Annotated in this window: 20 protein-coding genes; 7 read left to right on the top strand and 13 right to left on the bottom strand. The window is 50.2% G+C overall.

Annotated elements, in window-relative coordinates; all coding sequences use genetic code 11:
- Window positions 1–63 precede the first annotated feature (63 nt).
- From AC6R0R_RS13840 to argR, 3 genes are all read right to left on the bottom strand, one after another.
- Entirely contained in the window at window positions 64–2,643 is a 2,580-nt protein-coding gene (locus tag AC6R0R_RS13840; protein WP_500627085.1) for a TRAP transporter permease, read from the bottom strand.
- A 335-nt stretch (window positions 2,644–2,978) separates the two neighbouring features.
- Window positions 2,979–3,947: a TAXI family TRAP transporter solute-binding subunit gene (locus AC6R0R_RS13835; RefSeq protein ID WP_334555056.1), complete on the bottom strand. Its 969-nt coding sequence runs from the start codon at window positions 3,945–3,947 to the stop codon at window positions 2,979–2,981.
- A gap of 335 nt (window positions 3,948–4,282) precedes the next feature.
- A complete protein-coding gene (gene argR / locus AC6R0R_RS13830) occupies window positions 4,283–4,753 on the bottom strand; it encodes a transcriptional regulator ArgR (protein ID WP_334555057.1) in 471 nt (156 codons plus the stop codon).
- 331 nt (window positions 4,754–5,084) lie between these two features.
- On the opposite strand from argR, the gene mdh reads away from it, so the two are divergent.
- On the top strand, window positions 5,085–6,017 hold the full coding sequence (gene mdh / locus AC6R0R_RS13825) for a malate dehydrogenase (RefSeq protein WP_334555058.1): 933 nt from the start codon (window positions 5,085–5,087) through the stop codon (window positions 6,015–6,017).
- Between the two features lie 116 nt (window positions 6,018–6,133).
- Window positions 6,134–6,310, top strand: a complete 177-nt coding sequence (locus AC6R0R_RS13820; RefSeq protein ID WP_487901766.1) for a hypothetical protein — start codon at window positions 6,134–6,136, stop codon at window positions 6,308–6,310.
- 172 nt (window positions 6,311–6,482) lie between these two features.
- Here the strand turns inward: AC6R0R_RS13820 and AC6R0R_RS13815 are convergent, their stop codons facing one another.
- The 5 genes from AC6R0R_RS13815 to AC6R0R_RS13795 all read right to left on the bottom strand — a co-directional run bounded on the left by AC6R0R_RS13815 (window position 6,483) and on the right by AC6R0R_RS13795 (window position 11,321).
- Window positions 6,483–6,872: a RidA family protein gene (locus AC6R0R_RS13815; protein ID WP_500627084.1), complete on the bottom strand. Its 390-nt coding sequence runs from the start codon at window positions 6,870–6,872 to the stop codon at window positions 6,483–6,485.
- A gap of 202 nt (window positions 6,873–7,074) precedes the next feature.
- Complete coding sequence (gene pyrI / locus AC6R0R_RS13810; RefSeq protein ID WP_500627083.1) at window positions 7,075–7,536, bottom strand: aspartate carbamoyltransferase regulatory subunit; 462 nt, start codon at window positions 7,534–7,536, stop codon at window positions 7,075–7,077.
- 18 nt (window positions 7,537–7,554) lie between these two features.
- Complete coding sequence (gene pyrB, locus AC6R0R_RS13805; RefSeq protein ID WP_500627082.1) at window positions 7,555–8,484, bottom strand: aspartate carbamoyltransferase; 930 nt, start codon at window positions 8,482–8,484, stop codon at window positions 7,555–7,557.
- A gap of 290 nt (window positions 8,485–8,774) precedes the next feature.
- On the bottom strand, window positions 8,775–9,779 hold the full coding sequence (locus AC6R0R_RS13800) for an ornithine carbamoyltransferase (protein WP_500627081.1): 1,005 nt from the start codon (window positions 9,777–9,779) through the stop codon (window positions 8,775–8,777).
- A 165-nt stretch (window positions 9,780–9,944) separates the two neighbouring features.
- Complete coding sequence (locus AC6R0R_RS13795; protein WP_500627080.1) at window positions 9,945–11,321, bottom strand: PhoH family protein; 1,377 nt, start codon at window positions 11,319–11,321, stop codon at window positions 9,945–9,947.
- Window positions 11,322–11,984: 663 nt separating this feature from the next.
- Between AC6R0R_RS13795 and rapA the strand changes: the two genes are divergently transcribed.
- Window positions 11,985–14,894 (top strand): RNA polymerase-associated protein RapA, encoded by a 2,910-nt coding sequence (rapA, locus tag AC6R0R_RS13790; protein WP_500627079.1) that lies wholly within the window; start codon window positions 11,985–11,987, stop codon window positions 14,892–14,894.
- An 87-nt stretch (window positions 14,895–14,981) separates the two neighbouring features.
- On the opposite strand, the gene AC6R0R_RS13785 is transcribed toward rapA, so the two are convergent.
- Window positions 14,982–16,253, bottom strand: a complete 1,272-nt coding sequence (locus AC6R0R_RS13785; protein ID WP_500627078.1) for an NRAMP family divalent metal transporter — start codon at window positions 16,251–16,253, stop codon at window positions 14,982–14,984.
- A gap of 215 nt (window positions 16,254–16,468) precedes the next feature.
- On the opposite strand from AC6R0R_RS13785, the gene rluA reads away from it, so the two are divergent.
- Together rluA and AC6R0R_RS13775 are read left to right on the top strand one after the other, a co-directional pair.
- Window positions 16,469–17,206, top strand: coding sequence for a bifunctional tRNA pseudouridine(32) synthase/23S rRNA pseudouridine(746) synthase RluA (gene rluA, locus AC6R0R_RS13780; protein WP_500627077.1), 738 nt, complete (start codon window positions 16,469–16,471; stop codon window positions 17,204–17,206).
- 35 nt (window positions 17,207–17,241) lie between these two features.
- Window positions 17,242–18,201 (top strand): D-2-hydroxyacid dehydrogenase, encoded by a 960-nt coding sequence (locus tag AC6R0R_RS13775; RefSeq protein WP_487901758.1) that lies wholly within the window; start codon window positions 17,242–17,244, stop codon window positions 18,199–18,201.
- Between the two features lies 1 nt (window position 18,202).
- Here the strand turns inward: AC6R0R_RS13775 and AC6R0R_RS13770 are convergent, their stop codons facing one another.
- From AC6R0R_RS13770 to pepA, 4 genes are all read right to left on the bottom strand, one after another.
- Window positions 18,203–18,916: a substrate-binding periplasmic protein gene (locus tag AC6R0R_RS13770; protein WP_500627105.1), complete on the bottom strand. Its 714-nt coding sequence runs from the start codon at window positions 18,914–18,916 to the stop codon at window positions 18,203–18,205.
- A 163-nt stretch (window positions 18,917–19,079) separates the two neighbouring features.
- Entirely contained in the window at window positions 19,080–21,953 is a 2,874-nt protein-coding gene (locus tag AC6R0R_RS13765; protein WP_500627076.1) for a valine--tRNA ligase, read from the bottom strand.
- 171 nt (window positions 21,954–22,124) lie between these two features.
- Window positions 22,125–22,574, bottom strand: a complete 450-nt coding sequence (locus AC6R0R_RS13760) for a DNA polymerase III subunit chi (RefSeq protein WP_500627075.1) — start codon at window positions 22,572–22,574, stop codon at window positions 22,125–22,127.
- A gap of 60 nt (window positions 22,575–22,634) precedes the next feature.
- Window positions 22,635–24,143 carry a leucyl aminopeptidase gene (gene pepA / locus AC6R0R_RS13755; RefSeq protein WP_334555072.1) on the bottom strand — a complete coding sequence of 503 codons (1,509 nt, stop codon included), beginning with the start codon at window positions 24,141–24,143 and terminating at the stop codon, window positions 22,635–22,637.
- Window positions 24,144–24,334: 191 nt separating this feature from the next.
- Here pepA and lptF point away from each other — a divergent pair, with 191 nt between their 5' ends.
- Window positions 24,335–25,441 (top strand): LPS export ABC transporter permease LptF, encoded by a 1,107-nt coding sequence (gene lptF, locus AC6R0R_RS13750; protein WP_500627074.1) that lies wholly within the window; start codon window positions 24,335–24,337, stop codon window positions 25,439–25,441.
- Between the two features lie 3 nt (window positions 25,442–25,444).
- Window positions 25,445–26,515, top strand: coding sequence for an LPS export ABC transporter permease LptG (gene lptG, locus AC6R0R_RS13745; protein WP_334555074.1), 1,071 nt, complete (start codon window positions 25,445–25,447; stop codon window positions 26,513–26,515).
- Window positions 26,516–26,539: the final 24 nt, after the last annotated feature.

Raw genomic sequence — 26,539 nt, 5'->3', positions numbered from 1 at the left:
TGATTGATACCCGCTAAAGTCCGCGCTCGTTAGAGAGCGCGGCTTTGCTTGGTATGAGTGTTATTAGGCGCCAAGCTGTTCCTTACGAGCTCGTTTTTTCTGGTTGAGACCCATGACGATCAAAATGAGCAGGGCAGGGACAAATACCCACTCCTTCATTGGACGATCAGCATCCTGGACTACCCATTGGATCTCCCAATCGAAGTCAATACCCGCCGATTCCGCTGGGCTGCCAAACTCGACCATATCAACAATCATTTTGCCCGCGTCTTCGGTTAACATCAGACCCATAGAAGCAAGGCGATCGTCCGCTGATTTCGCTTTATCTTCGAAAGGCAAGCGCACCGTCTTCTCAACGATATCCCCTTCCAGAGTTTCCCCTGAGACTCGTAATTCGAGCGATTCTCCCACTTTTAGTGTTTCAGTAATTTGAGCCACCTCAACACCCGGTGAAAGAACTTTCGCTGGGTACAACATATCCCACCAGAAACCCGGGCGGAAGAAGGAGAAGGTCAGCACCAGTAGCAGTACCGTTTCCCACCATTTGTTCTTGGTGAACCACCAACCTTGTGTCGCGGCGGAGAATATCAACATCGCAATAATGGAGGAGATGATGGTTAAGGCGAGATGCCACCAGGTATCAATCCCCATCAACAGCAGTTGCGTGTTGAAGATGAACATAAACGGCAATATCGCGGTTCGAATATCGTAGGTAAAGCCTTGGATACCGGTACGTATAGGATCCGATTTGGCAATGGCTGCCGCTGCGAACGCCGCCAAACCAACCGGTGGCGTATCGTCGGCTAAGATGCCGAAGTAGAACACAAACAAGTGCACTGCGATGAGTGGGATGATCAAGCCGTGCTGCGCGCCCAAGGTAACGATAACGGGTGCCATCAGGGTCGAGACCACAATGTAGTTCGCCGTCGTCGGAAGACCCATGCCCAAGATCAAACTGATCAAGGCTGTAAACAGTAGCATCAAGATGATGTTACCGCCGGAGATGAACTCGACAAAGTCTGTCATGACGAGGCCAATACCGGTTAAGGTGACCACACCGACGACCGTACCCGCTGCCGCCGTGGCGACGCCGATACCAATCATGTTGCGCGCACCAGAGACGAGACTCTCAGCCAAATCGACGAAGCCTTCTTTTGCCGGCTGAAGCAGATTGCTCTGTTTCGCCATCAACGCCATTAATGGACGTTGGGTGATCAAGATAAAGATCATAAACACGGTCGCCCAGAACGCGGACAGACCTGGAGAGAAGCGCTCCACCGTCAAACACCACACTAGGACCACAATGGGTAGCAGGTAATGCAGGCCAGATTTCACCGTTGGGCCGGGATCGGGCACTTCGGTCAGTTCAGCATCAATCTCGATGGCGCCTTCGTGCGCATACTTGGCGGAGATCTTAACCAAAGCCACGTAGGCGACCAGTAGGGCGACAGTGACAATCGGCGTCGCCGCAGCACCAAAGACATCCTTAGTCCAACCCACGCCGTAGTAAACCAAGGCACTGATGATACACAGACCCAAAATGGTACCGGTAAACGACAGCAGGCTTTGAACTAAGGTCGGATTGTGACGACGAGGTAGACCTTTCATGCCCGCTTTACACGCTTCTAAGTGAACGATGTAAATCAGCGCAATGTAGGAGATCAGCGCCGGTAGCAGCGCTGCTTTGATCACTTCGACATAAGAGATCCCGACATATTCCACCATCAAGAATGCCGCCGCACCCATAATTGGTGGCGTCAACTGACCATTGGTCGAGGCAGCCACTTCCACGGCCCCGGCTTTGGTGCCAGGAAAGCCAACACGTTTCATCAGTGGGATGGTAAAGGTCCCCGTGGTCACTACGTTGGCAATCGAAGAGCCCGATACTAGACCTGAGAGGCCAGAAGCGACAACGGCGGCTTTTGCTGGGCCACCACGCATGTGACCAAGTAGCGAGAAGGCCACTTTAATAAAGTAAGCGCCAGCCCCAGCACGCTCAAGCATGGCGCCAAAGAGGACGAAAAGGAAAACAAACGACGTCGAGACGCCCAGTGCGACACCAAATACGCCTTCGGTGGTGAGCCAAAGGTGGGACATGGCTTTATTGAGGCTCGCCCCTTTGTGAGCGATGACGTCTGGCATGTAAGGGCCGCCGAAGGTATAGAGTAAAAATACCGCGGCTACCGCCATCAATGGTGGCCCAAGTGCTCGGCGTGTCGCTTCAAGGAGCAAAATCATCCCAGTGACCGCAACCACAATATCTAATGTGGTCGGCGCGCCAGAGCGACCCGCGAGCTCGGTGTAGAACAAGTAGATGTAGGCAGCAGAGAAGCTGCCAGCCAGCGCCAATAACCAGTCCACCACGGGAATGGTATCGCGCGGAGAGTTTTTCATGGCCGGATAGGCAGTAAAGGCAAGAAAAACCGCAAACATGAGGTGAATGGAACGAGCTTCGGTGTCGTTCAGTACGCCAAAATTGAAAATAAACGGCAAAGGTGAGGCATACCAAAGTTGGAAGAGTGACCAACAAAGCGGCACAAACCATAAGATACGTCCGGCGATGCCACGAGGGGCACGCGCGCCAGTATCGGCTTGGGCAACCATTTCTTGCACATCAGGAGACGGAGTGGTTGTCTTCGACATGGTCTTTATCCTTGTTATAAATGATTCATTCGGTCACGACGTCAGTCGCAGTCAGAATCTTTATTGGCCTCTTTCAGTGTAGCGAAAAGAAGCCATATTGCTTTATTCCTGCCCACGCGCCGCCCAGCGTATTGGCATTGTGTGGGGAAGAGTGACCTTGATTGCATCGTCGACGTGCCATGCGCGGCGAGGTCTGCATTCTCAGTACCGTTGGGTTATTACTATAAAACGAAGAAGGGTTTCAAAAATGTGAAACCCTAAAAGAGACATTGGGAGCGGCCCTTATACGGGCGCTACAAACCCGAGCGCCATGTCCCGGGTTTGTACAAAGTGGCTTATTTCAGTAGGCCAACTTCTTTGTAGTATTTCTCTGCACCTGGGTGAAGAGGGATAGAAAGACCAGCTTTCACCATGTCTTCTTTCTTCAGGTTTGCAAACGCAGGGTGTAGGCGCTTGAAGGTATCGAAATCTTCAAATACCGCTTTCGCTACGTTGTACGCGACGTCGTCAGACACGTTGGCTGTGGTTACCATAGTCGCTGCTACACCAAAGCTGTTTACGTCGTTTTCAGTGCCGCGGTACATGCCGGCAGGTACTGTGCTGTATGCGTAGTAAGGGTTGTTTGCGACGATGGCATCGATTTTCTCGCCCGTTGCAGACACTAGCTTCGCATCACATGATGTGGTCGCTTCTTTGATCGATCCATTTGGATGACCCACAACGTAAACGAACGCGTCAATTTTGTTGTCACACAGCGCTTGAGAACGCTCAGAGCCTTTTAGCTCAGACGCCAATTTGAAGTCGTCGTTGGTCCAACCCATGGCTTCCATGACCACACCCATGGTTGCACGGTCGCCAGAACCCGGGTTACCGATGTTGACGCGCTTACCTTTTAGGTCAGACACGTTGTCGATGCCCGCATCGCTGCGTGCGATGATGTTGAATGGTTCGGTGTGTAGAGAGAACATAGCGCGTAAATCTTTGTACGGGCCTTGTTCAGCAAACTTACTTGTACCGTTGTAACCGTGATATTGCCAGTCAGACTGAACGATACCAAAATCCAGCTCACCAGCACGGATAGTGTTCACGTTGTAGATCGAACCACCGGTTGATTCTACAGAACAACGAATATTGTGTTCTTTACGGCCTTTGTTCACCAGTTTACAAATAGCGCCGCCCGTCGGGTAGTAAACACCCGTAACCGAACCTGTACCAATTGTGATGAACTCTTGTGCGTTAACGGCGCCAGCACCCATTACAGCAGCTGCAATCGCACCGACTTTAATAAGTTTGTTCAATGCCATGAATTTCCCTTCCTTATTCATTATTAGCCCCTTAGCAAGTGTAGTTGCTTTGGGCGTTTCCTCTTACTGGAAACGGCATCTTTTTCAATCCGTATGTTGAAAAAGTGGCTGAATAATACCAAAAAATTGGCACATAATTACACGTATGTTAACTAATGTAGCGATTTGGGCTGATTGTGAGGAGAATGTATAGGGATTGTTCTGTGATTATTTTTTCAGTAAATCAATTGCTTACGGTTACTTTGTCGGGGTTGTTGGATTTTAATCAGGATGTGATATAGATCACGCTGAATGAGCGTCAGCGCGATCATCAAAAGCGTCAATAATATGAAACGTTAGCCAGTGTACTCGAACAATTCGCACACTGATTTGAACAGTTGCTTGGTCGTGATGCTCAGTGTTGGGGTAATAAAGATGGTGTCATCACCGGCGACAACGCCCAAAATACCTTCTGCTTTGCCTAAAGAGTCCAATAAACGGGCAATCAGCTGCGCCGCGCCTGGGCCTGTGTGAATCACGACTAAGGCCTCGTTGTGATCGATATCGAGCACTAACTCACGCAGTGAGCTTGAAACGGTAGGGACACCCAGTTCGGCAGGTAAGCAGTAGACCATCTCCATTTTGGCGTTGCGAGTACGCACTGCGCCAAACTTAGTCAGCATCCGTGAGACTTTTGATTGGTTGATGTTGTCAAACCCTTCATTTTTCAGTGCATCAACGATGTCACCTTGCGAGCCAAATCGCTCTTCTTTCAATAGGGCTTTGAACGCTCTCACTAAGCTATCTTGTTTTTCTGAATGGCGCATGTTTCTTCCACCAGTAGTGTCTATACAGGAAGTGAATATTCTCGCATAGCTATGCAGTTATAGCTATGGAAAAGCTGAAATTCTGTCTAGCGTATCACTGTAAACTGGCGAAAAACGCCAAGGACAAAAGAGGGCTTAACCCTTTGTCATACAAGGTAGAACAGGGGATAATGCGCGTGAAATTTGTAGCACGTTAATGGTGGATTGCGCAAGGTCGCAAAGCTGACGTTAATTGATTGTAATCAGGATGTGATTGGTTTAGCTTGGACACACCTGAGTACAGAATACCCTACAAGATACATATAAGAGATCCATCTCAAGGAGAACTACAATGAAAGTAGCTGTTATTGGTGCCGCTGGTGGCATCGGTCAAGCCCTAGCCCTTTTACTGAAAAACCGCCTTCCTGCAGGCTGCGATCTGGCTTTGTATGACATTGCGCCAGTGACGCCGGGTGTAGCTGCGGATCTAAGCCACATCCCAACGCCTGTGTCTATCAAAGGTTACGCCGGTGAAGATCCAACACCTGCACTTGAAGGTGCCGATGTTGTTCTTATTTCTGCAGGTGTGGCTCGTAAGCCAGGTATGGATCGCGCCGATTTGTTTAACGTCAACGCAGGTATCGTTAAGTCGTTGGCAGAAAAGATCGCGGTGGTCTGCCCGAAAGCCTTAGTGGGCATCATCACTAACCCAGTGAATACGACAGTGCCTATCGCCGCTGAAGTGCTTAAAAAAGCGGGCGTGTACGACAAGCGTCGTCTGTTTGGTGTAACGACACTGGACGTGATTCGCTCTGAAACCTTCGTGGCTGAATTGAAAGACAAAGATCCAGGTCAAGTGCGTGTACCGGTGATCGGTGGACACTCTGGCGTGACGATTCTTCCACTACTGTCTCAAGTGGAAGGTGTGGAATTTAGCGCCGAAGAAGTGGCCGCTCTCACCAAACGCATTCAAAACGCAGGTACAGAAGTGGTTGAAGCGAAAGCGGGTGGCGGTAGCGCAACGCTCTCTATGGGCCAAGCTGCGTGTCGTTTCGGCCTTGCGTTGGTGAAAGCACTGCAAGGTGAAGAAGTCATCGAGTACGCGTACGTTGAAGGTGATGGTGAGCACGCCCCATTCTTTGCTCAACCAGTAAAACTGGGTAAAGAGGGTGTTGAAGAAGTGCTTAGCTACGGTGCGCTCAGTGCGTTTGAGAAAGACGCGCTTGACGGCATGTTAGAGACACTAAATGGTGATATCCAAACCGGTGTTGAGTTCGTGAAATAACGACCAACCACTCTGATTTGAGCGGCCTCCTTGTGAGGCCGTTTTTATTTGTCGCGTCTGACGGTGATCCTGACGATGGCACTTCTCGTAAACAGGCAAAAAAGAGGAGTCACCCAATGGACGTGTGTCAAGTTACAAAAGGTATGATGGTCGAATGCGCTGAGGGGCGAGGCGAAGTTCTGGTGGTCGACAGACAGACCAACATCGCCTTAATCCAAGATCCAAAGTCAGGCTTTCAGTTCGCGGCGCTGGTGAGTGAGCTTGCCAATGTGCGAGAGTCGTATGGCGAATGAGTGACGCGCTTGGGGAAGGGCTCATCTTCTCCCTTACTTGATCTTACTAATCAACCCTTCTTGCCGAGCAATATCTGCGGCTAGTAAAAGCGAAAAAGCGAGCCGGATTAGGCTCGCTTTCTGTTTAGGGGCCCTCAGGTTAGAGCCCCCTCAGGCAACCTGAACATTGCCGTTATTTGCGCACCGCAATCGCTTCGATTTCAATGCCGACATCTTTGGGTAGACGTGCCACTTCTACACAAGAGCGTGCAGGGTAGTTGGCGACGTTGTGCTCATCAAAAAACTGACCGTACACTTCGTTCACCGTACCAAAATCGTTCAAATCTTTGACAAACACCGTCATCTTCACGATATCTGAAACCGTCAAGCCTGATGCTTCTACCACGGCTTTGACGTTTTCTAGTGATTGGCGTGCTTGAGCGGCAATATCTTCTGCAACCTCACCGGTTGCAGGATTGACTGGGATTTGGCCAGAGGTCAGAACCATGTTGCCAAGGTCAACGCCTTGTACGTATGGGCCAATCGCTGCTGGTGCAGATTCTGTATGAAGTACTTTGGTCATGTCTCTCTTCCTGAATGAGTGTTTAGCTGATGAGATAGTAACGCTTACAGGGCCGAGTGCTCGACGAGTGAGGCGTTCGCTTAATAGAGCAGTGTGCCGTGAATCCCTTGATGGGTAAAGAAAAATGAAGAGTAAAGAAAAATGAAGGGTAAAGAAACATCCCCGCAGCGGCGGGGATGAAATGACTAAGCTTTGAGTGAGCTTAGCGCTCAGTGACCACTTCGCGTGAGAACACTTTCTCACAGTACTTACACCTAAGGCGAAACTCGTCTTTTTTCTCAATTACCGCGAAACTGCTTTCTACCGGTTCATTGTGGGTAATGCAGTTGCTGTTCGGGCAGGCAAACACATTGTTGACTTGACGTGGAAGCTCAAGAGCGAGCTTTTTCACTACGCGGTAATCTTCAATCTGATTGACGGTGGCATGAGGGGCGTACAGCGCTAGTTTGTTGGCTTGCTCTTCGCTGATAAAGACGTTTTCAATCTTGAGCAGATCTTTATGGCCCAGTGCGGAGGAAGGGAGGTTCAACCCAACGGTCACGCGTTGGTTTGACTCATCCATTGAAAACAACTTCAGGACCTTGATGCCCATTTTCGCGGGAATGTGGTCAATCACGGTGCCGTTTTTGATGGCTTCGACTTGCAACTGTTTTTCTTTTGCCATGATGGGAGTCTCCTGCGATTAAAGGTCTGGATTAAGGACAAGGGCGAGTAGCGCTTCACGAGCGTAGACGCCGTTTTCAGCTTGCTCGAAGTAGTAGGCGTGGGGTGTTTTATCGACATCCACGGTGATCTCGTCGACGCGTGGCAGTGGGTGAAGCACTTTCAAGTTCTCACGAGCACCTTCAAGCATGGCGGCCGTTAAGATGTAGGCCGATTTGATGTGGGCGTATTCAGACTCATCAAAGCGCTCTTTTTGCACGCGTGTCATGTACAGCACATCCAGCTCAGGGATGACACTTTCCATATCGGTATGAAGGCTAAATCGAATACCGGCTTCTTCGAGCTCTTCGCAGATGTAATCAGGCATCGCTAACGCTTCAGGTGCGATAAAGAAGAAGCGAACGTTATCAAATTTCGCCAGCGCTTGAGTCAGCGAGTGTACCGTGCGGCCATATTTAAGATCACCGACGAAGGCAACGTTGAGGTTGTCTAAACGGCCTTGGGTTTCGGCAATCGAGAAGAGATCGAGCAAGGTTTGCGTCGGGTGCTGGTTGGCACCATCGCCTGCATTGATCACAGGTACACCTTTAGAAAACTCTGACGCTAGACGCGCCGCGCCCTCTTGAGGATGGCGCATCACAAACGCATCCACATAAGAGGAGATGACCTGTACGGAGTCAGCTAGGGTTTCGCCTTTTTTCGCCAGAGAGGTGTTGCCGCCATTATCAAAGCCAATCACGTCGCCACCAATACGTTGAATCGCAGTCTCAAATGAGAGTCGAGTACGTGTAGAGGGTTCAAAGAAGCAGCTCGCGACCACTTTATTTTTGATTAAATCTGGGTTTGGCTCAGCTTTGAGTTGACCTGCGGTTTTGACAATCAATTCCAGCTCTTCACGTGAAAGCTCAGGAATGGAGATAATGTGCTTGTTGTAAAGCGAGTTTGTCATAATCATCTTCCCAGTTGTATGCGTTAGGCATGAATAATATGCGTTAGGTATAAATAATAAGTGTTAGGCATAAAAAAGCCCCCCATAACGGGAGGCTTTACAAATCAATGAAGATAGAGAAACGTCGCATCAAATAAGCCAGTTTGCTTATGTGCAGTAACACGCTTTGTAACACACCAACGACGTGACATATTTCACTATCTCCAGACAAATTGCCGAGCATTATACGCCGAACTTTGCGCAGAGCAAGCGATTGCATCGCGGTTTTTTGTGTCGATCTGTGTTCGATCCTAGCTGCCCAATGTGGCGACCATCACAGCCTTAATGGTGTGCATTCGGTTTTCTGCCTCATCGAAGACGATCGAGTGCTCAGATTCAAACACTTCCTCGGTCACTTCGAGGCCGTTCATGCCATATTTCTCGGCCACTTGTTTGCCAATGGTGGTCTCATCGTTGTGAAAAGCGGGCAGGCAGTGCATGAATTTGACATGCGGGTTGCCGGTCTTTTCAAGCGTTGCCGCATTGACTTGATACGGGGTCATTTTGGCCACGCGTTCATCCCACGCTTCAGGCGCTTCACCCATCGACACCCAAACGTCGGTGTAAAGGAAATCACAACCTTCCACGCCTTGCGCCACATCTTCGGTCAATGTGATGCTTGCCCCTGTTTGCGCAGCGATGGTTTGACAAGTGTCCACCAACTCAGCCTCGGGCCAAAAATCTTTCGGTGCGACTAGGCGAATGTCCATGCCCATTTTGGCAGCGCCAACCATCAAAGAGTTGCCCATGTTGTTGCGTGCATCACCGAGGTAAGCAAAGCGCATTTGGTGCAACTGTTTACCTCGTCCATGTTCGAGCATGGTAAGGAAGTCGGCCAAAATTTGCGTCGGGTGAAACTCATCGGTCAAACCATTCCAAACCGGTACGCCTGCGTATTGGCCCAGCTCTTCGACGATCGCTTGACCAAAACCGCGATATTCAATGCCATCGTACATGCGACCCAGTACGCGCGCGGTGTCTTTCATCGACTCTTTATGGCCAATCTGTGAACCCGATGGGCCGATGTAAGAGACTTGCGCACCTTGATCAAACGCGGCGACTTCAAACGCGCAGCGAGTTCGTGTCGATGACTTTTCAAAGATAAGGGCAATGTTTTTACCCACGAGCTTCTTTTGCTCCGTTCCGGCATATTTCGCTTTCTTTAAATCCGCAGAAAGGTCGAGCAAAAATTGGATCTCTTTGGGGGTAAAATCAAGCAGCTTGAGAAAGCTACGATTACGAAGATTAAAAGCCATACACCAGTCCTTGAATCGGTATTCATTATTTGCCAATAGTTAAACATATCTGATGGTTGTTTGTGAATAATTATTTTAAAAATAAAGCGGAATATAGATAATATCCCGCTTTTTGTGACTATTAATGCTTAATGTGGTTGTGAGTGACAGGACTGCTTAGTGAGGTTACAAGTTCTCTTCTGCAAATTCTGCCAAGCGACTGCGCACCACTCCGTTGAGGTGAATATTGGCGCTGCCTTCAAAGTTTTTAAATCGCTCGACCATGTAGGTAAGCCCCGAGGTCACCGGCGTGAGGTAGTGGGAGTCAATCTGCGCTAAGTTACCGGAGCAGACAATTTTCGTCCCTTCGCCACAACGGGTGATGATGGTTTTGATTTGAGACGCCGTGAGGTTTTGGCACTCGTCCAGCAGCACGAACGCATTCTGAATGGATCGCCCGCGCATAAAGTTGATCGATTTGAACTGAATGTTGGCTTTGTCGCAAATGTACTTGAGCGATCCCTCTGTACAGTGATCATGTTTGTGCAGCGCTTCCAAGGTATCGGTGACCGCCGCGAGCCAAGGCATCATCTTCTCTTCCTCGCTGCCGGGTAAGAAGCCGATTGACTCACCAATATCGGGCGTGTTTCGGGTGACGATGATTTTATCAAACATGCCTTTTTCGATCGTCTGCTCAAGCGCACAGGCCAGCGCCAACAAGGTTTTCCCGCTGCCCGCAGAACCCGTCAGTATGACCAAATCGATATTGGGATCGAGTAGCGCATCAAGGGCCATGCCTTGGTAAATGTTTTTTGGAGTGATGTCCCACGCTTTACGGTGCATTAATCGCTCCCGGCTGAGATCTTTAATGGTGATCTTGTCGCTGGTGATGTCCTCGACTCGACCGGCAAAGTCGCTCGAATCGTCCAAGACATATTGATTAATGTAAGTGGGTTCAAACGGCTCGCGCGGCAATGTGTGGTAAGTGCGGCCGTGAATGGTTTGGCTGTCGACTTCATCGACCTTGCTCCAAAACTCCCCTTCGATCTGTTGGTAACCTTTGGTGAGGTATTGGACATCATCGATCAGTTGGTCGGTGCGATAGTCCTCAACAAAACGTACTCCCGCCCCTTTGGCGCGTAAACGCATGTTGATGTCTTTGGTAATGAGGATCACTTCTCGCGGCGCACGCTTGTTTTGTAAGTAGAGTACGGCGTTGAGAATGCGGTTATCACCGGCTTTGTCTGCGAAGGCTTTGACGGTTTCTTGCAGTTCGAAATCCGCCAAAATGGCGATGTGACCTGTGCTTTCTTTATCGCGGTTGATGGGGATCCCTTCTGATATTTCATCGGGCGTGGCGTCTTTAAACAGTGCTTCGAGCGCGCGAATGGCGACACGGGCGTCGCGAGCCACATCGCGTTTGCTGTCTTTGATTTTATCGAGCTCCTCGAGGACCGTCATCGGTATGACGACATCGTGCTCTTGGAATGAGTAGATTGCGTGAGGTTCATGAAGAAGGATGTTGGTGTCTAAAACGAAGAGTTTCCGTTCCGTATCACCCATAAGCGTCTCCTTGCCGCAGCGCGGCTTGCTTACCTGTCATACGCAGCACGGCGTGTGCGCCATGTCAGGTGTATCCTCATTGTGTGAGGTAACTTGCAGTCATTTTGCAGTGACACCTTCAGTGAGCAGGAAGCTGACATGGCTTAGGCGTTGCCCTGTCCATTCAACATGCCGCCTAACAAGGCGTCGCTACAAACCCGAGTGGATCATCAACGTAGTGAGTCAGCGTTTTTCGTGCTGACCGTTTGGTTCACTGTACCGCTCTCTCGATGGATTGCATTTCTTGTGCCGTGTTAGGGGTAAAGCCAAGAAATTGCCAAGGTACTAACCCATTGTCAGAGATGCGCCTGCCCTTAAAGTATAAGTCAGTTTCCATCTCTTCCACTTTAGAAATGCCACTTCTTTTTTACACTTTGATGTCAGCCAGAGAGTGGCAAAAAATTTGTTGAGAATTGAGGTGTTTGTGCGTGACCAATATCACAGCTTCGAGTACCATTAGCGACCTTTTTTATGTGTGGCTGGAAAAGGCTTGAGTCCTGTTCTAGCGGCGCATTGGGGGCAGATCTTGATTGTTGGTTGGGATGATGAGAATCATTGTCTACACTATCATCAATAAGCCGTACCCCGACTCACAACAGACCGATTGAAAGAGGTAGTCGATAGATGACATTTGCTTTGGGCCAGCGTTGGATCAGCGATACAGAGAGTGATTTAGGTTTAGGTACTGTAGTCGCACTGGATGCTAGAACGGTCACATTGATGTTTGCCGCATCCGAAGAGAATCGCGTGTACGCGCGCAATGATGCGCCGGTGACTCGTGTGACGTTTAACCCAGGGGATGTTGTGGATAGCCAACAAGGGTGGTCATTGCGCATTGAGCAAGTGGTTGAAGAGCAATCGCTGCTGACCTACATCGGTACGCGTGAAGACAACGACGAGAAAGACGTCGAGCTACGTGAAATCATGCTCAGCAACCAGATTCGTTTTAATAAACCTCAAGATAAGCTGTTTGCTGGTCAAATCGATCGTATGGACAACTTTGTGCTCCGTTATCGTGCACTGATGAACCAATATGAGCAGCACAAGAGCCCAATGCGCGGTTTATGTGGTATGCGTGCGGGCTTGATCCCTCATCAGCTTTACATCGCCCATGAAGTGGGGCGTCGTCACGCGCCGCGCGTGTTGTTGGCCGATGAGGTGGGCTTAGGAAAAACCATTGAAGCGGGCATGATCATCCATCAGCAAGTGCTGGCGGGTCGTGCGGAACGCATTTTGATCGTGGTGCCAGAAACGCTTCAGCATCAATGGTTGGTGGAGATGATGCGTCGATTCAATTTGCATTTCTCTATCTTTGATGAAGAGCGTTGCATTGAAGCGTTCGCGGAAGCCGATAATCCATTCGATACCCAGCAATATGTGCTGTGCTCACTCGATTTTCTACGCAAGAGCCGCAAGCGCTTCGAGCAAGCGCTTGACGCCGATTGGGATCTCTTAGTGGTCGATGAAGCGCACCATTTAGAGTGGAGCCCAGAGCAGCCGAGCCGTGAATATCAGGTGATTGAAGGCTTGGCTGCGCGTACACCTGGTGTACTCCTGCTCACCGCGACACCTGAACAGCTAGGTCGTGAAAGCCATTTTGCACGCTTGAGATTGCTCGACTCGGATCGCTTCTTTGACTATGAAGAGTTTGTCAAAGAAGAGCAGCAATACGCCCCGGTGGCCGATTCGGTCAGTGCGCTGTTCTCTGGCGAATCCTTGGCGGATGAGGCGAAAAACCAGATCACCGAGCTCTTATCTGAGCAAGATGTTGAGCCACTGTTTCGTATTATCGAGAGCAACAGTGACGACCAGGCGATTGCCGCCGCACGTCAAGAGTTGATTGATAATTTGATGGATCGTCATGGTACGGGGCGCGTGCTGTTTCGTAACACGCGTGCAGCGATCAAAGGCTTCCCAGTGCGTAATGTGCATTTGGTGCCGATGCCGATTCCGAGCCAATACACCACGGCGATGCGTGTCTCTGGCATGATTGGCGGCAAGATGAGCCCAGAAGAGCGTGCGCTGAAAAATCTCTATCCTGAAGAGCTGTTCCAAGAGTTTGAAGGTGACGAATCGAGCTGGTGGCAGTTTGATAGTCGCGTTGATTGGTTACTTGAGAAGATCACGCAAAAACGCAGTGAAAAGGTGTTGGTGATCGCCTCTCGCGCCAGTACAGCGCTGCAACTGGAACAAGCGCTGCGCGAGCGTGAAGGCATCCGTGCCACGGTATTCCATGAAGGTATGTCGATTTTAGAACGCGACAAAGCGGCGGCGTACTTTGCCCAAGAAGAGGGAGGCGCACAGGTTCTCATCTGTAGCGAAATTGGCTCTGAAGGGCGCAACTTCCAGTTTGCGAACCAACTGGTGATGTTTGATCTGCCGTTCAACCCAGACTTACTTGAGCAACGCATCGGTCGCTTAGACCGTATTGGTCAGCAGCGCGATATCGATATTCATGTCCCCTACCTTGAAGGCACCTCGCAAGCGATTTTGGCGCGTTGGTTTAATGAAGGTTTGAATGCGTTTGCCCAAACTTGCCCAACGGGTCGCATGGTGTACGACAAGGTGTCGGATGCGCTGATCACTATGCTGGCTAGTGGGGATACCAGTGAGTTGGATGACGTGATTGCTCAATCAGCGGCGATGAACAAAGCGCTCAAAGCGGAGCTGGAGCAAGGGCGTGACCGTCTGCTTGAAATGCACTCGCACGGCGGTGAGAAAGCGCAAGCGATTGTTGATACGATTGCTGCGACCGATGGCGATACGAATCTTGTCACGTTCGCCTTGAGCCTGTTTGATACCATTGGTCTTAACCAAGACGACAAAGGCGAAAATGCGCTTGTGGTCACCCCTTCTGAGCACATGATGGTGCCCAGTTACCCTGGCCTGCCATACGAAGGCGCAACCATCACCTTTGACCGTGATACGGCGCTGTCTCGTGAGGACATGCACTTTATCAGCTGGGAACACCCGATGATTCAAGGCGGTATTGATCTGCTGATGAGTGAGGGCGTGGGGACCAGTGCGGTGTCACTGCTGAAAAACAAGGCTCTGCCCGTAGGGACGCTGCTGCTTGAACTGATCTACAAAGTGGATGCGCAAGCGCCCAAACGTACTGGCATCAGCCGTTTCTTACCGACCACGCCGATTCGCATCATGCTTGATGGCAAAGGCAATGATTTATCGGCGCAAGTGGAGTTTGACAGTTTCAACCGTCAGCTCAGCCCGGTCGGCCGCCATATTGCGGCTAAACTGGTCTCTTCGGTACAGGCGCAGGTGCATCAGCTGATTGCCGCAGGTGACAAGCTGGTGGTCGAAAAAGTGGAAGCTGTACGCGAGCAAGCGCAAAAAGAGATGCAATCGAGTCTAAATGGCGAGCTTGAGCGTTTGCAGGCCCTGAAAGCGGTGAACCCGAACATTCGTGATGAAGAGATTGAAGCGATTGATGAGCAGATTACCGCGCTGACCGGTTACATCCGCCAAGCGCAATACCAGCTCGACTCACTGCGTATGATTGTCGTCGCGCACAACTAAGTGATCGCAACGCGAGTAACGTATTAGTACAAGGCCCTCAACGTTGAGGGCCTTTTTGATCGTAAATAAAGATGACGAAACCGATGACTAAAGAAGCCATTTCCACCAAATAAAGACCGCCAAAAAGCCGAACAGATAAATCAGACCGGCGATAGAGAGCCACTTTAGCGAGGATGTCATTGCGAGCGGCTTAGGCAGATCGGTTTTGGTCACTAGAATGTAGTTGAGTAAACCGAAAAATGGAGTCGTGATAAAGGCAAGGATCATCGCAAAATTGAGCATTGGCAGTAGCGCTTTGGCCCAAAACAAGATGATGGCAAGGGCTGCTGCAGAGATGATCACCATCCAAGTCAGCGTCACGCCGTTTTTCATTTCTGGTTGCTTTTGCACTAAACGTTGAGATTCAGACAACACACGCGCATAACCGTCAATCACGGTGATCGTACTACCAAAAATACAGAAGAACGCAATCACAGCAATCAAGTAGCGAGACCACTCACCAATGGTCGATGCATAGAGCCCTACCAACTGATGCGAGAAGCCGACGCCAGAGCTTGAAAGCTCAACGCCTGTCCCATGCAGCACCAAAGCGCCCAAGGAAAGAAAAACAATCGCCAGCAGCGCTGTCCCTATGTAGCCCACGTTGAAATCAAACAGCGCAGAGCGCGGCGTCACCGTTTGCTGCTTACACTGACTTTTTAGCCACATTGAGGTGATACTGGAAATTTCAATCGGTGCAGGCATCCAACCCATGGTCACAACGAGAAATCCGATTGCGGCTAATGTCCAAGGCGATGGGGATTCAAAGCCCACGACGGGCTCGGCAGGTTTACCCAATGCGATGCACACCGCAAGCAGTGTGGCAATGGTTAGAACCGCCATGATGGTTTTCGATAACGCATCCAACGCCTTGTAGTGGCCGGCAAATAAAATCGCTAAACAGGTGGTCAGCACAAGGATGCTGAGCACAGGCATTGAGAGATCAAAGGGGACGAAATAGGCGAGCAAGCTAGCGCTAAACATTAGCAGTGCAGCGGTGTTGACCACAGCGGAGACCGCACTTAAGCCGACAAACAGCCACAAGTATGGTTTGCCAAGTTTTGAGTAGCCTTCGACTAAACTGGTGCCTGTGCCCATAGTGTATTGCACACCGGCGCGAAAAAACGGGTATTTGAATACGTTGACGAGCAAAATGAGCGCCGCCAGCTGCCAGCCATAAATGGCGCCCGCTTTGGTGGAGGCGACTAAGTGAGAGCCACCGACAGCAGCGGCGGCCATCATAATGCCTGGGCCTAATGAGCGAATAAGGTGGGCTAACGAGAAACGCGCCTTCGGGGGCGCTGAAGTGATACTTTCCATACTACGGCCTATGGGTGAAATGTTGTGTTTTATTGTATTTATTACCTGTCAAGGTTATTAAGGAATAACACATTTGCTTTGTCTGTCATAGATTTTTTACACTTTGAGTGAAACTTTCTTTTCAAGCGTGAATAATCGACAAAAATGCCAGACTGGTGCTCTTGCGAGTGGCTTCGGGTATACTTCGCCCGAATTCATTGTAGTTGAGAGTGTTTATGGCCATGCTGGAGTACAACCCACCAAGGGAACCCTGGGTGGAGGTTGTTTTTGAAGATGAACATATCCTTGCGGTCAATAAACCGTCAGGGCTGCTGTCTGTGCCTGGCCGCGATCCTGCTCATCGCGACAGCATGTGGTCACGACTGCAAGAGACGCACCCGGATATTCAAGTGGTGCATCGCTTAGATATGTCCACTTCCGGCTTAATGGTATTAGCAAAAAACAAATGCGCAGAAAGTGCGTTAAAGAAGCAGTTTCAGTTTCGTCTCACACACAAAGTGTACTATGCACGAGTATGGGGAGAGGTGAGTGAGCAAGAGGGCGTCATTGATCTACCGCTGATTTGTGACTGGCCAAATCGCCCGCGGCAGAAAGTGTGTGTAGAGACTGGCAAACCGTCAAAAACCTTATACCAAGTGGCGAAACGAGAAGAGAAAACCACCATCGTGCGCTTGTTGCCGGTGACGGGGCGCTCTCATCAACTGCGCGTTCATATGCAAGCACTCGGCCACCCGATTGTCGGTGATGAGTTCTACTCCAGCGGTGAGGCGCTGCTCTGTTCGGATCGCTTAGCCCTTCACGCGGCAGAGTTGAGCTTTTATCATCCACGCAGTCATTGGCTGAAAAGTATTTTTGTTCCTTGTGACTTCTATCCCGAGGCACAAGAGATGCTGTTTGATTATTTCGATCCTGTGCGAAAATTACCCGATTATAAAACACTGCCCAAACCATAATCGGTGACACAGAGTGGGCAGTTGAAGGAGACCTTATGCTGCCCAACCTTGTTTTTCTTGACCGAGCCACCATTCCAAGTCAAATCACCTTGCCAACCCCTCGCCATCCGCACGTTTGGCAAGCTTATGACTTCACCGCACCAGAACAAGTAGTTGAGCGCCTGCAAGGCGCCACTGTCGCGATCACCAATAAGGTGGTACTCGATGAAACGGTGCTTGAGCAGCTTCCATCACTCAAACTCATCGCCGTCTCGGCGACAGGATACAATAACCTTGATATTGAAGCGTGTCGCCGCTTGGGCATTGCTGTGACCAACGTTCAAGGTTACGCCACCCAATCGGTACCTGAGCACGTGCTGGGTATGATCTTTAGCTTGAGTCGTCACCTCAGTGCCTACCATCACGACATTGCCCAAGGGGAGTGGCAGCGCAACAAGCAGTTCTGCTTTTTTACCCACCCGATAAGGGATGTAGCGGGGGCAACCCTTGCGATTGTGGGCGGCGGGGCATTAGGACGGGCCACCGCGCAACTCGCCAGTGCGGTCGGTATGCACGTGATCTTTGCTGAACGTAAGGGGGAACATCAGTGCCGTGAGGGCTATGTCCCGTTTGAGGCGGCGCTTTCTCAAGCGGATGTGGTGAGTTTGCACTGTCCACTGAGTGATGAGACCTTTCACCTCATCGGTGAGCCAGAGCTGGGCTTGATGAAATCGAGCGCGATATTGATCAATACTGGGCGAGGGGGATTAGTTGATGAACAGGCATTGGTGTCGGCGTTGACGTCTGGTCAGATAGGGGCGGCGGGGGTCGATGTGTTCACGAGTGAGCCAGCCGATGAGAGTAACCCTTTGTTGGCGAATATTTCGCTCCCAAACCTGCTGCTTACACCACACGTTGCTTGGGGTAGCGACTCCGCGATTCAGAAACTCGCCGACATTCTTATTGATAACATCGACGCATTTCTTGACGGTCGAGAGCAAAATCGCGTGGTGTGATTTACTCGCTGCTGCTGGCCTTTAATTGACTCAAGCCTTGATTGAATACTCGCAGCAGCTTTTCTCCATCAGGGTGCGCTTTGGAGAACATCAAATAATTACTATTAGTCAAAAATGGCTTAGGGTGAAAACTGATCAGAGCCTGGGTTTCATAGGGGAGTTTGTTGAGCGTAAATAGACCGATGTGTTTCTCTTCTGGCACGAGCTCAACCCGGCGATATTTGAGAAATTGAAACGCTTTGGTAGGGTCGGCGACCCGTTGCATGGTGACATGCCCATCCTCGATCAGTGCATCCAGTTCTTCACCATAGCTGTAGCCCAGCCCACCGCCAAGGTGTTTACCCTCTAAATCTTCTAAACGCTGCCAAGAAAAGTCATCACTTTTGCGATGAAAAAAAACAAATTCCTCCTGTGCCACTGGTTCGCTGAAATAAAAATGTTCGGTTCTCTCTTGGGCAAACATCCAGATCGCGGTGGCGACAAATTCGCCTTCACTCGCTTCTTTGTAGGCCCGTTTCCAAGGAAAGAAGTGAAATTCGACTTGATAGCCTTGTGTCGCAAACGCCTGCTCAATGGTCTTTCCGACAAATCCGAATTCTTCTAACTCTTGGCCAATAAAAGGTGGCCACTCACCTGCGGCAATTTTGACAATCTTATTGTCTTCATCATTATTCACTTCACCATTATTGGTTTCTGCCGTGGCGTCGACACTCACGGCGAACCACAATGCGAACAGGGCACTAGAAAGGGATACTGCGAGCGCGCGCACAAGTCACTCCTTTGTCGCTTTTACTTTAACTTTAGTTCTCAGCCGATAAAGAGCAAGACATAAAAAAGGCTGGTCATCATGACCAGCCTCCCAGACTTGATTTATGAACTTACAGTGCGGCAATCGTCGTTTTTTGCTCTTCAAGCTTCACGAGCGTTTCTTTGTAGCCTTCTAGCTTCTCACGCTCTTTAGCCACCACCGCTTCTGGTGCTTTAGCCACGAAGCCTTCGTTACCTAGCTTGCCTTCAATGCGTTTGATTTCGCCTTGTGTCTTTTTGATTTCACCATCGAGGCGAGCAAGCTCGGCGTCTTTGTCAATTAGACCCGCCATTGGGATCATTAGCTCCGACTTAGCGACGAGTGCCGTTGCACAAGCTGGTGTTTCTTCACCCGCTTCCAGTACACGTACAGACTCAAGCTTCGCCAGAGAAACAAGAACTTGCTTGTTCGCTTCTAGACGAGCTGCGTCTTCCGCGTTTGCGGCTTTTAGCATCACTTCAAGCGGCTTACCTGGGTTGATGTCGTACTCCGCACGTAGGTTACGGATACTAGTGATGAATGACTTCACCCACTCGATGTCATCAAGAGCTGCTTGGTTGAAGTTCGCTTCGTCGAACTGAGGAAGCGCTTGAAGCATGATCGTCTCACCTTCAACACCATCAACCAGTGGTTTAACGCTCTGCCAGATAGTTTCTGTGATATATGGGATCACTGGGTGCGCAAGACGAAGTGTCTTCTCTAGAACGGTGATCAGCGTGCGGCGAGTACCACGTTGCTGAGCTTCGTTACCTTTCCAAAGCACTGGCTTAGTGAGCTCTAGGTACCAGTCACAGAATTGGTTCCAGATGAATTCGTAAATCGTGTTTGCTGCCATATCCAGACGGAAGTTATCAATGTGACTATTGAACTCTTTCGCCGCTAGCTCAAACTGAGACTCGATCCATTTGTCTGCGAGTGAGTACTCGATCTCACCTGCCTGTTCGTTAGATGAATGGAAGCCACAATCCTGCTCTTCTGTATTCATCAGCACGTAACGGCTCGCGTTCCATAGCTTGTTACAGAAGTTACGGTAACCTTCCAGACGCTTCATATCCCAGTTGATGTCACGACCCGTTGAAGCCATAGCAGCAAGCGTGAAGCGCAGTGCATCCGTACCGTAGGGTTCGATACCGTTTTCAAACGTCTTACGCGTGTTCTTCTCGATCTTCGCGGCAAGTTGAGGCTGCATCATGTTACCGGTGCGCTTCTCAACTAGAGACTCAAGGTCGATGCCGTCAATCATGTCGATTGGATCAAGCACGTTACCCTTAGACTTCGACATCTTGTCGCCGTTTTCATCACGGATGAGACCCGTTACGTAAACCGTCTTGAATGGCACTTGTGGCTTGCCGTTTTCATCTTTACAGAAGTGCATAGTCATCATGATCATGCGAGCAACCCAGAAGAAGATGATGTCGAAACCGGTGACCAGCACATCTGAAGGGTGGAATGTTTTCAGATCATCTGTGTTTTCAGGCCAGCCTTGTGTGCCAAACGTCCACAAGGCAGAAGAGAACCAGGTATCCAGTACGTCGTCATCTTGGCGCAGTACCACAACCGGTGCTAGGCCGTTCTTCTCACGCACTTCGTCTTCAGTGCGACCAACGTAGACATTGCCGTCGTTGTCGTACCATGCAGGGATACGGTGCCCCCACCATAGCTGACGAGAGATACACCAGTCTTGAATGTCACGCATCCAAGAGAAGTACATGTTTTCGTATTGCTTAGGTACGAATTGGATTTCGCCGTCTTCTACTGCTTTAGTTGCGGTTTCTGCAAGAGGAGCAGTACGCACATACCATTGGTCGGTCAGCATCGGTTCGATGACCACGCCGCCACGGTCGCCGTATGGCACGGTGAGGTCGTGGTCTTTGATTTCGTCGAGCAGGCCAATCTCTTCAAATTCCGCTACGATGGCTTTACGCGCGGCAAAACGCTCCAACCCTTGGTATTTAGCCGGGATCTCTGTTGAGTAAGCATCGCTCGCTTCGCCATTCGTGTTAAACACTTCGGCTGCGTCACGGATGTTGGCATCAAAGGTGAGAATGTTGATCATCGGTAGCTGGTGGCGCTTACCCACTTCGTAGTCGTTGAAGTCGTGCGCAGGGGTGATTTTCACACAGCCTGTGCCTTTCTCCATGTCCGCGTGCTCATCACCGACGATAGGGATGCGGCGGTCGACGATAGGAAGAAGGATCTCTTTGCCGATCAAGTCTTTGTAGCGAGGATCTTCTGGGTTTACCGCAACGCCCGTATCACCCAGTATCGTCTCTGGACGAGTGGTGGCGACAACGATGTAGTCTTTGCCATCTGCCGTTTTCACCCCATCCGCTAGTGGGTAGCGGAAGTGCCACATGTGGCCTTTTTTATCTTTGTTTTCAACTTCAAGATCAGAAATTGCGGTATGCAGTTTAGGATCCCAGTTAACCAGACGCTTACCACGGTAGATGAGGTCATCTTCGTAGAGGCGCACGAACACTTCTTGAACGGCGTTTGATAGGCCGTCATCCATAGTGAAACGTTCACGGTCCCAGTCGACAGAAGCACCTAGGCGACGCAGCTGTTTAGTGATGGTGCCACCTGATTCGCCTTTCCATTCCCAGATTTTGTCGATGAACGCATCACGGCCGTAATCGTGCTTGGTTTTGCCTTCTTCTGCCGCGATCTTACGCTCAACCACCATCTGTGTGGCGATACCCGCGTGGTCAGTACCGACTTGCCAAAGGGTGTTCTTGCCCTTCATACGTTCGGCACGGATCAAGGTATCCATGATGGTGTCTTGGAATGCGTGGCCCATGTGAAGGCTACCGGTGACGTTCGGTGGCGGGATCATGATGCTGTATGATTCTTTCGTCGTGTCGCCGTGCGGCTTAAAGTAGCCTTTTTCTTCCCAAGCCTGGTATAGAGCTTGTTCAATTGAAGTTGGGTTATATGTCTTTTCCATAGCGCTCATTTTGCCTCGTGATGATGGAACCTAGGCGGCGTGCATTCACCTAATGATTAGGGCCAGCCTACGTTCTACCCCTTGGAGGTTTGATTCTGGTTAATGGTAAATCTAGGTCAATCTTTATAAGTGAACTCTCTGAAAAGAGAGCTTAACTATAAGGATTGACGATCAGTGGTGTTCGAGTGCGATCGTTTGCATTTGAAAGCCCGATTGACGGTAAATTTTATACCGTTCTCGCGCTTGCTGCTTGGCTTTTTCGTCGCAAGGGACGAAGTCTACCACCTCTGTAAACGGATGCGCAAAGGTTGTCTCATTTTCAGCCATATTTATCACCAACTGGCGATGCCAAGAAGGGCGGACCTGCTGATGGCCGATCTCAATCTGCGTGCCATACTTGGGGCCTTCTCCAACCAAGTTATGGCCGATGTACTGCTCAGGTTCCACTTGCCAAAACCGCTCAGCAAGGGCTTCCGCGTGGGCTTTGTGTTGGCAGTTGACGTACACTTTTGCCCCTTGTTTGGCAAAGTGCTGCGCCAAAAAGACCGCATACGCATCCAACCCCTCAGGGGTGGCTTGGGGAGAATCCGATTGAATCAGATAAAAGGTCGCGTTAGCCATGATATTTACTGATGCCTGTATACAAAAAAGGGCCTTGCGGCCCTTCGATGTGGTTGAGGATTACTCCTCAGTATCTTGACCGCTGCGATTGAGCAGGAACTGGACAAGCATAGAGACTGGTCGGCCTGTTGAGCCTTTCGCTGCGCCAGATTTCCAAGCAGTGCCCGCGATATCGATGTGAGCCCAGTTGTACTTCTTCGCAAATTTCGACAAGAAACAGCCGGCAGTAATGGTGCCACCAGGACGACCACCAATGTTCGCCATATCGGCGAATGGGCTTTTCAGCTGTTCATGGTACTCATCGGCCATCGGTAAGCGCCATGCGCGATCGCTCGCTTGCTCAGAAGCGTTGATAAGCTCGTGAGACAGCGGGTTATGGTTTGAGATCACGCCACTGATGTGGTGACCCAGTGCAATCACACACGCACCAGTGAGGGTAGCGACATCCACGACACATTCTGGTTCAAAGCGCTCAACGTAGGTCAGTGCGTCACACAGAACCAAACGGCCCTCGGCATCGGTATTCAATACTTCGACCGTTTGACCTGACATTGTGGTTAGGATATCACCCGGACGGTAAGCGTTGCTGCCTGGCATGTTCTCACAGCCGGCCAGCACACCAATCACGTTGATAGGCAGGTTGAGTTTCGCGAGCGCTTTCATGGTGCCAAACACGGAGGCAGCGCCACACATGTCGTATTTCATCTCATCCATGCCTTCGCCAGGCTTGAGTGAAATACCGCCTGAATCGAACGTCAGACCTTTGCCGACTAATACGATAGGCTTGGCTTGTGCGTCTGGGTTACCCTTGTATTCCATGATTGACATCATCGATTCGTTTTTCGAACCGCGGCCTACCGCTAGGTAAGAGTTCATCCCCAGTTTTTCCATCTCTTCTTCGCCGATCACTTTCGTCGTAATCGTCTCGTAGTCGTCCGCTAAGCGGCGCGCTTGAGAGGCGAGGTAAGCTGGGTTCGCAATGTTGGGTGGCATGTTGCCAAGATCTTTACACGCTTTGACACCCGACGAGATGGCCAAGCCGTGCGCGATCGCTTTTTCACCCAAGTTCAACTCACGACGCGTCGGTACGTTGAACACCAACTTGCGCAGTGGGCGACGAGTTTCAGGCTTGACGCTCTTAAACTGATCAAAGGTGTAGAGGCCATCTTTGGTCGCTTCGACCGCTTGGCGCACTTTCCAGTAGGTATCACGACCTTTCACATGCAGCTCAGTCAAGAAGCACACTGCTTCCATAGAGCCCGTTTCGTTCAAGGTGTTGATGGTTTTCTGGATAATCTCTTTGTACTGACGTTCACCCAACTCGCGCTCTTTGCCGCAACCGACAAGCAGAACTCGCTCAGACAACACACCAGGTACTTGATGCAGAAGTAGCATCTGCCCAGGTTTTCCTTCTAGATCACCACGGCGAAGTAGTGAACTGATATAGCCATCGCTGATTTTATCTAGCTGCTCAGCAACTGGAGAAAGGCGACGTGGCTCAAACACCCCGACAACGATACATGCGCTACGTTGTTTCTCTGGGCTGCCACTCTTTACACTGAACTCCATGCGTACTCCTACATCCTGAAGACAAATCGAACTAAATGTTAGATAATGGCGTCTTACTTGTTGATTCCTACACCGGAACTATCTTTAAATAAGCGCGTTAACAATTAGCCAAAAAATTTAAAAACAAAAGGTTCATCGGGAAATTATAGTGATTCAATTAAAAAAACAAGTTTTGTATAGGTAATTTCAGCGTGATTATTGTTAGATATTTGATCCGCGAGACACTCAAGAGCCAATTAGCGATATTTTTTATCCTGTTTTTGGTGTTTCTCAGCCAAAAACTGATCAAAGTGCTCGCCGATGCATCCGATGGTGATATCCCCGCAAGTTTGGTCATGCACTATGTCGGTTTAAGCATGCCATCAATGGGGCTTTTGATGCTGCCGCTTAGTCTATTCTTAGGCATTCTTCTCACCTTTGGCCGTCTCTACGCAGAAAGTGAAATTACCGTGATGAACGCAACGGGGATTGGCAACAAATTCCTGATTCGCGCCGCTTTGTACTTAGCGGTGATCACTGGGTTAATTGCCGCCGCCAACGCGTTTGTTTTTGCGCCTTACAGCCAAGAAAAGCTGATTCAATTGCAAGAAGAAGTCGAAGCGGAAAATAGCGTTGACCTCCTCAAAAAAGGACACTTCCAAGGTACGCCGGATGGATCATCTGTTGTTTTTATTGATGATATAGACGGTAAAAAACTCAAACACGTTTTTGTCGCACAAATGCGCCCGAGAGACTCCATTTTACCGAGCGTCTCTTTCTCTCAATCTGGTGAAGTGAAAGAGCTGAGCGACGGGCGTCAGGTTATTCGCATGTATGATGGTACACGCTATGAAGGGGTGCCAACGCGTGTGGATTATATGATCACTGAGTTTGATCAGTACGAGGGACTGATTGGTCAGCGCGATGTGAAAGCGAAAGGGCGTGACTGGGAAGCAATTCCGACGATGGAGCTGTTGTCCAACCCTGACCGACGCGCACAAGCGGAGTTACAATGGCGCCTCTCGTTAGTGGTCTGCATCCCTTTGCTTACCATGCTGGTGGTGCCGTTATCGGCGGTTAACCCTCGTCAAGGGCGCTTCGCGAAAATGGGGCCGGCGATATTGATTTACTTGGCCTACTTCTTAGCCATCAGTGCGACGAAGTCGGCTCTTGAAGATGGCTCTATTCCTACGATGATCGGCATGTGGCCAATTAACGCGGCGTTGTTGCTCACCGCAGTGGGTATCAACTCGATGGACAGTATTGCGGTTCGTCGCTTTAAAGATAGACTCAGACAAAGAAAAAAGAAGGCAGCGTAAGTCGTGTTTAAGATTCTTGATCTCTACATAGGTAGAACCATTATTGCCACGACGTCTCTGGTGTTGGCTACGTTTGTTGGCTTGTCGGCCATCATCAAATATGTCGAGCAGTTGCGTAAGGTCGGCAGTGGCACCTATGACTTGTTGCAAGCGCTGTTTTTTGTCGTCCTCAGTATTCCGCGTGACGTCGAGATGTTTTTCCCAATGGCGGCATTGCTTGGCGCTTTGATAGGGCTTGGTATGTTGGCTTCAAGCTCCGAGCTTGTGGTGATGCAGGCGTCGGGTTATTCGAAGTTAGATATCGGTTTGTCGGTGCTCAAAACCGCAGTGCCGTTAATGGTGCTGGTGACGTTACTCGGTCAGTGGGGCGCACCGCAAGCGCAAAAAATGGCGCGTGACTTACGAGCGTTTGCCACTTCTGGCGGTGCGATTATGTCTGTGCGCACTGGTGTTTGGGCGCGTGATGCCAACGATTTTATTTTTATGGGTAAAGTCGAAGACGACACGATTTATGGCATGAACATGTGGCGATTTGACAGCGATAAAAAGCTGCAAACCGTAGTGTACGCCAACAAAGTGGATTACCTGTCCGACAACACTTGGCTCATGAAAGAGGTCCAAGTGACGGAAATGATGGACGATGTCGAGATCAATAAAACGGCGCTGCCCGAGTATCGTTGGACGACGTCACTCGCCCCCGACAAGCTCGCCGTGGTAACGGTGAAACCTGAAGAGTTGTCACTGGGTGGCTTGTACGATTACGTGACCTACTTAAAAGCCTCAGAGCAGGACTCTTCACGCTATGAATTGGCGCTGTGGCGTAAAGTCACGCAGCCTTTCTCCATTGCCGTGATGATGTTGATGGCGCTGTCGTTTATCTTTGGTCCGCTGCGCAGTGTCACCATGGGCGCACGCATTTTATCGGGTGTGGTGGCCGGCTTCACCTTTTACATCTCGAGTGAATTCTTTGGCCCGCTCAGCTTGGTGTACAGCATTCCGCCTGTTTTTGGTGCGGTGATGCCGAGCGTGGTGTTTTTGACCATTGCGCTGTTGCTGTTACGCCGCAAGTTGTAGCCACGGGGCGTGATCTTTCACTAG

It is taken from the genome of Vibrio sp. R12-SW3-ISO1, from assembly GCF_059834005.1.
The sequence above is the reverse complement of the archived record's forward strand: the minus strand, read 5'-3'. Positions and strand labels throughout refer to the sequence as shown.

What these genes read in the sequence shown, in the direction of transcription:
- AC6R0R_RS13835 (WP_334555056.1), bottom strand. Translation starts at nt 3,947, where the DNA reads ATGGCATTGAACAAACTTATTAAAGTCGGTGCGATTGCAGCTGCTGTA.
- AC6R0R_RS13795 (WP_500627080.1), bottom strand. Translation starts at nt 11,321, where the DNA reads ATGGGTGATACGGAACGGAAACTCTTCGTTTTAGACACCAACATCCTT.
- rapA (WP_500627079.1), top strand. Translation starts at nt 11,985, where the DNA reads ATGACATTTGCTTTGGGCCAGCGTTGGATCAGCGATACAGAGAGTGAT.
- AC6R0R_RS13815 (WP_500627084.1), bottom strand. Translation starts at nt 6,872, where the DNA reads ATGACCAAAGTACTTCATACAGAATCTGCACCAGCAGCGATTGGCCCA.
- AC6R0R_RS13775 (WP_487901758.1), top strand. Translation starts at nt 17,242, where the DNA reads ATGCTGCCCAACCTTGTTTTTCTTGACCGAGCCACCATTCCAAGTCAA.
- AC6R0R_RS13840 (WP_500627085.1), bottom strand. Translation starts at nt 2,643, where the DNA reads ATGTCGAAGACAACCACTCCGTCTCCTGATGTGCAAGAAATGGTTGCC.
- pyrB (WP_500627082.1), bottom strand. Translation starts at nt 8,484, where the DNA reads ATGACAAACTCGCTTTACAACAAGCACATTATCTCCATTCCTGAGCTT.
- pyrI (WP_500627083.1), bottom strand. Translation starts at nt 7,536, where the DNA reads ATGGCAAAAGAAAAACAGTTGCAAGTCGAAGCCATCAAAAACGGCACC.
- pepA (WP_334555072.1), bottom strand. Translation starts at nt 24,143, where the DNA reads ATGGAGTTCAGTGTAAAGAGTGGCAGCCCAGAGAAACAACGTAGCGCA.
- AC6R0R_RS13800 (WP_500627081.1), bottom strand. Translation starts at nt 9,779, where the DNA reads ATGGCTTTTAATCTTCGTAATCGTAGCTTTCTCAAGCTGCTTGATTTT.
- AC6R0R_RS13760 (WP_500627075.1), bottom strand. Translation starts at nt 22,574, where the DNA reads ATGGCTAACGCGACCTTTTATCTGATTCAATCGGATTCTCCCCAAGCC.
- argR (WP_334555057.1), bottom strand. Translation starts at nt 4,753, where the DNA reads ATGCGCCATTCAGAAAAACAAGATAGCTTAGTGAGAGCGTTCAAAGCC.
- rluA (WP_500627077.1), top strand. Translation starts at nt 16,469, where the DNA reads ATGGCCATGCTGGAGTACAACCCACCAAGGGAACCCTGGGTGGAGGTT.
- AC6R0R_RS13765 (WP_500627076.1), bottom strand. Translation starts at nt 21,953, where the DNA reads ATGGAAAAGACATATAACCCAACTTCAATTGAACAAGCTCTATACCAG.
- AC6R0R_RS13785 (WP_500627078.1), bottom strand. Translation starts at nt 16,253, where the DNA reads ATGGAAAGTATCACTTCAGCGCCCCCGAAGGCGCGTTTCTCGTTAGCC.
- mdh (WP_334555058.1), top strand. Translation starts at nt 5,085, where the DNA reads ATGAAAGTAGCTGTTATTGGTGCCGCTGGTGGCATCGGTCAAGCCCTA.
- AC6R0R_RS13820 (WP_487901766.1), top strand. Translation starts at nt 6,134, where the DNA reads ATGGACGTGTGTCAAGTTACAAAAGGTATGATGGTCGAATGCGCTGAG.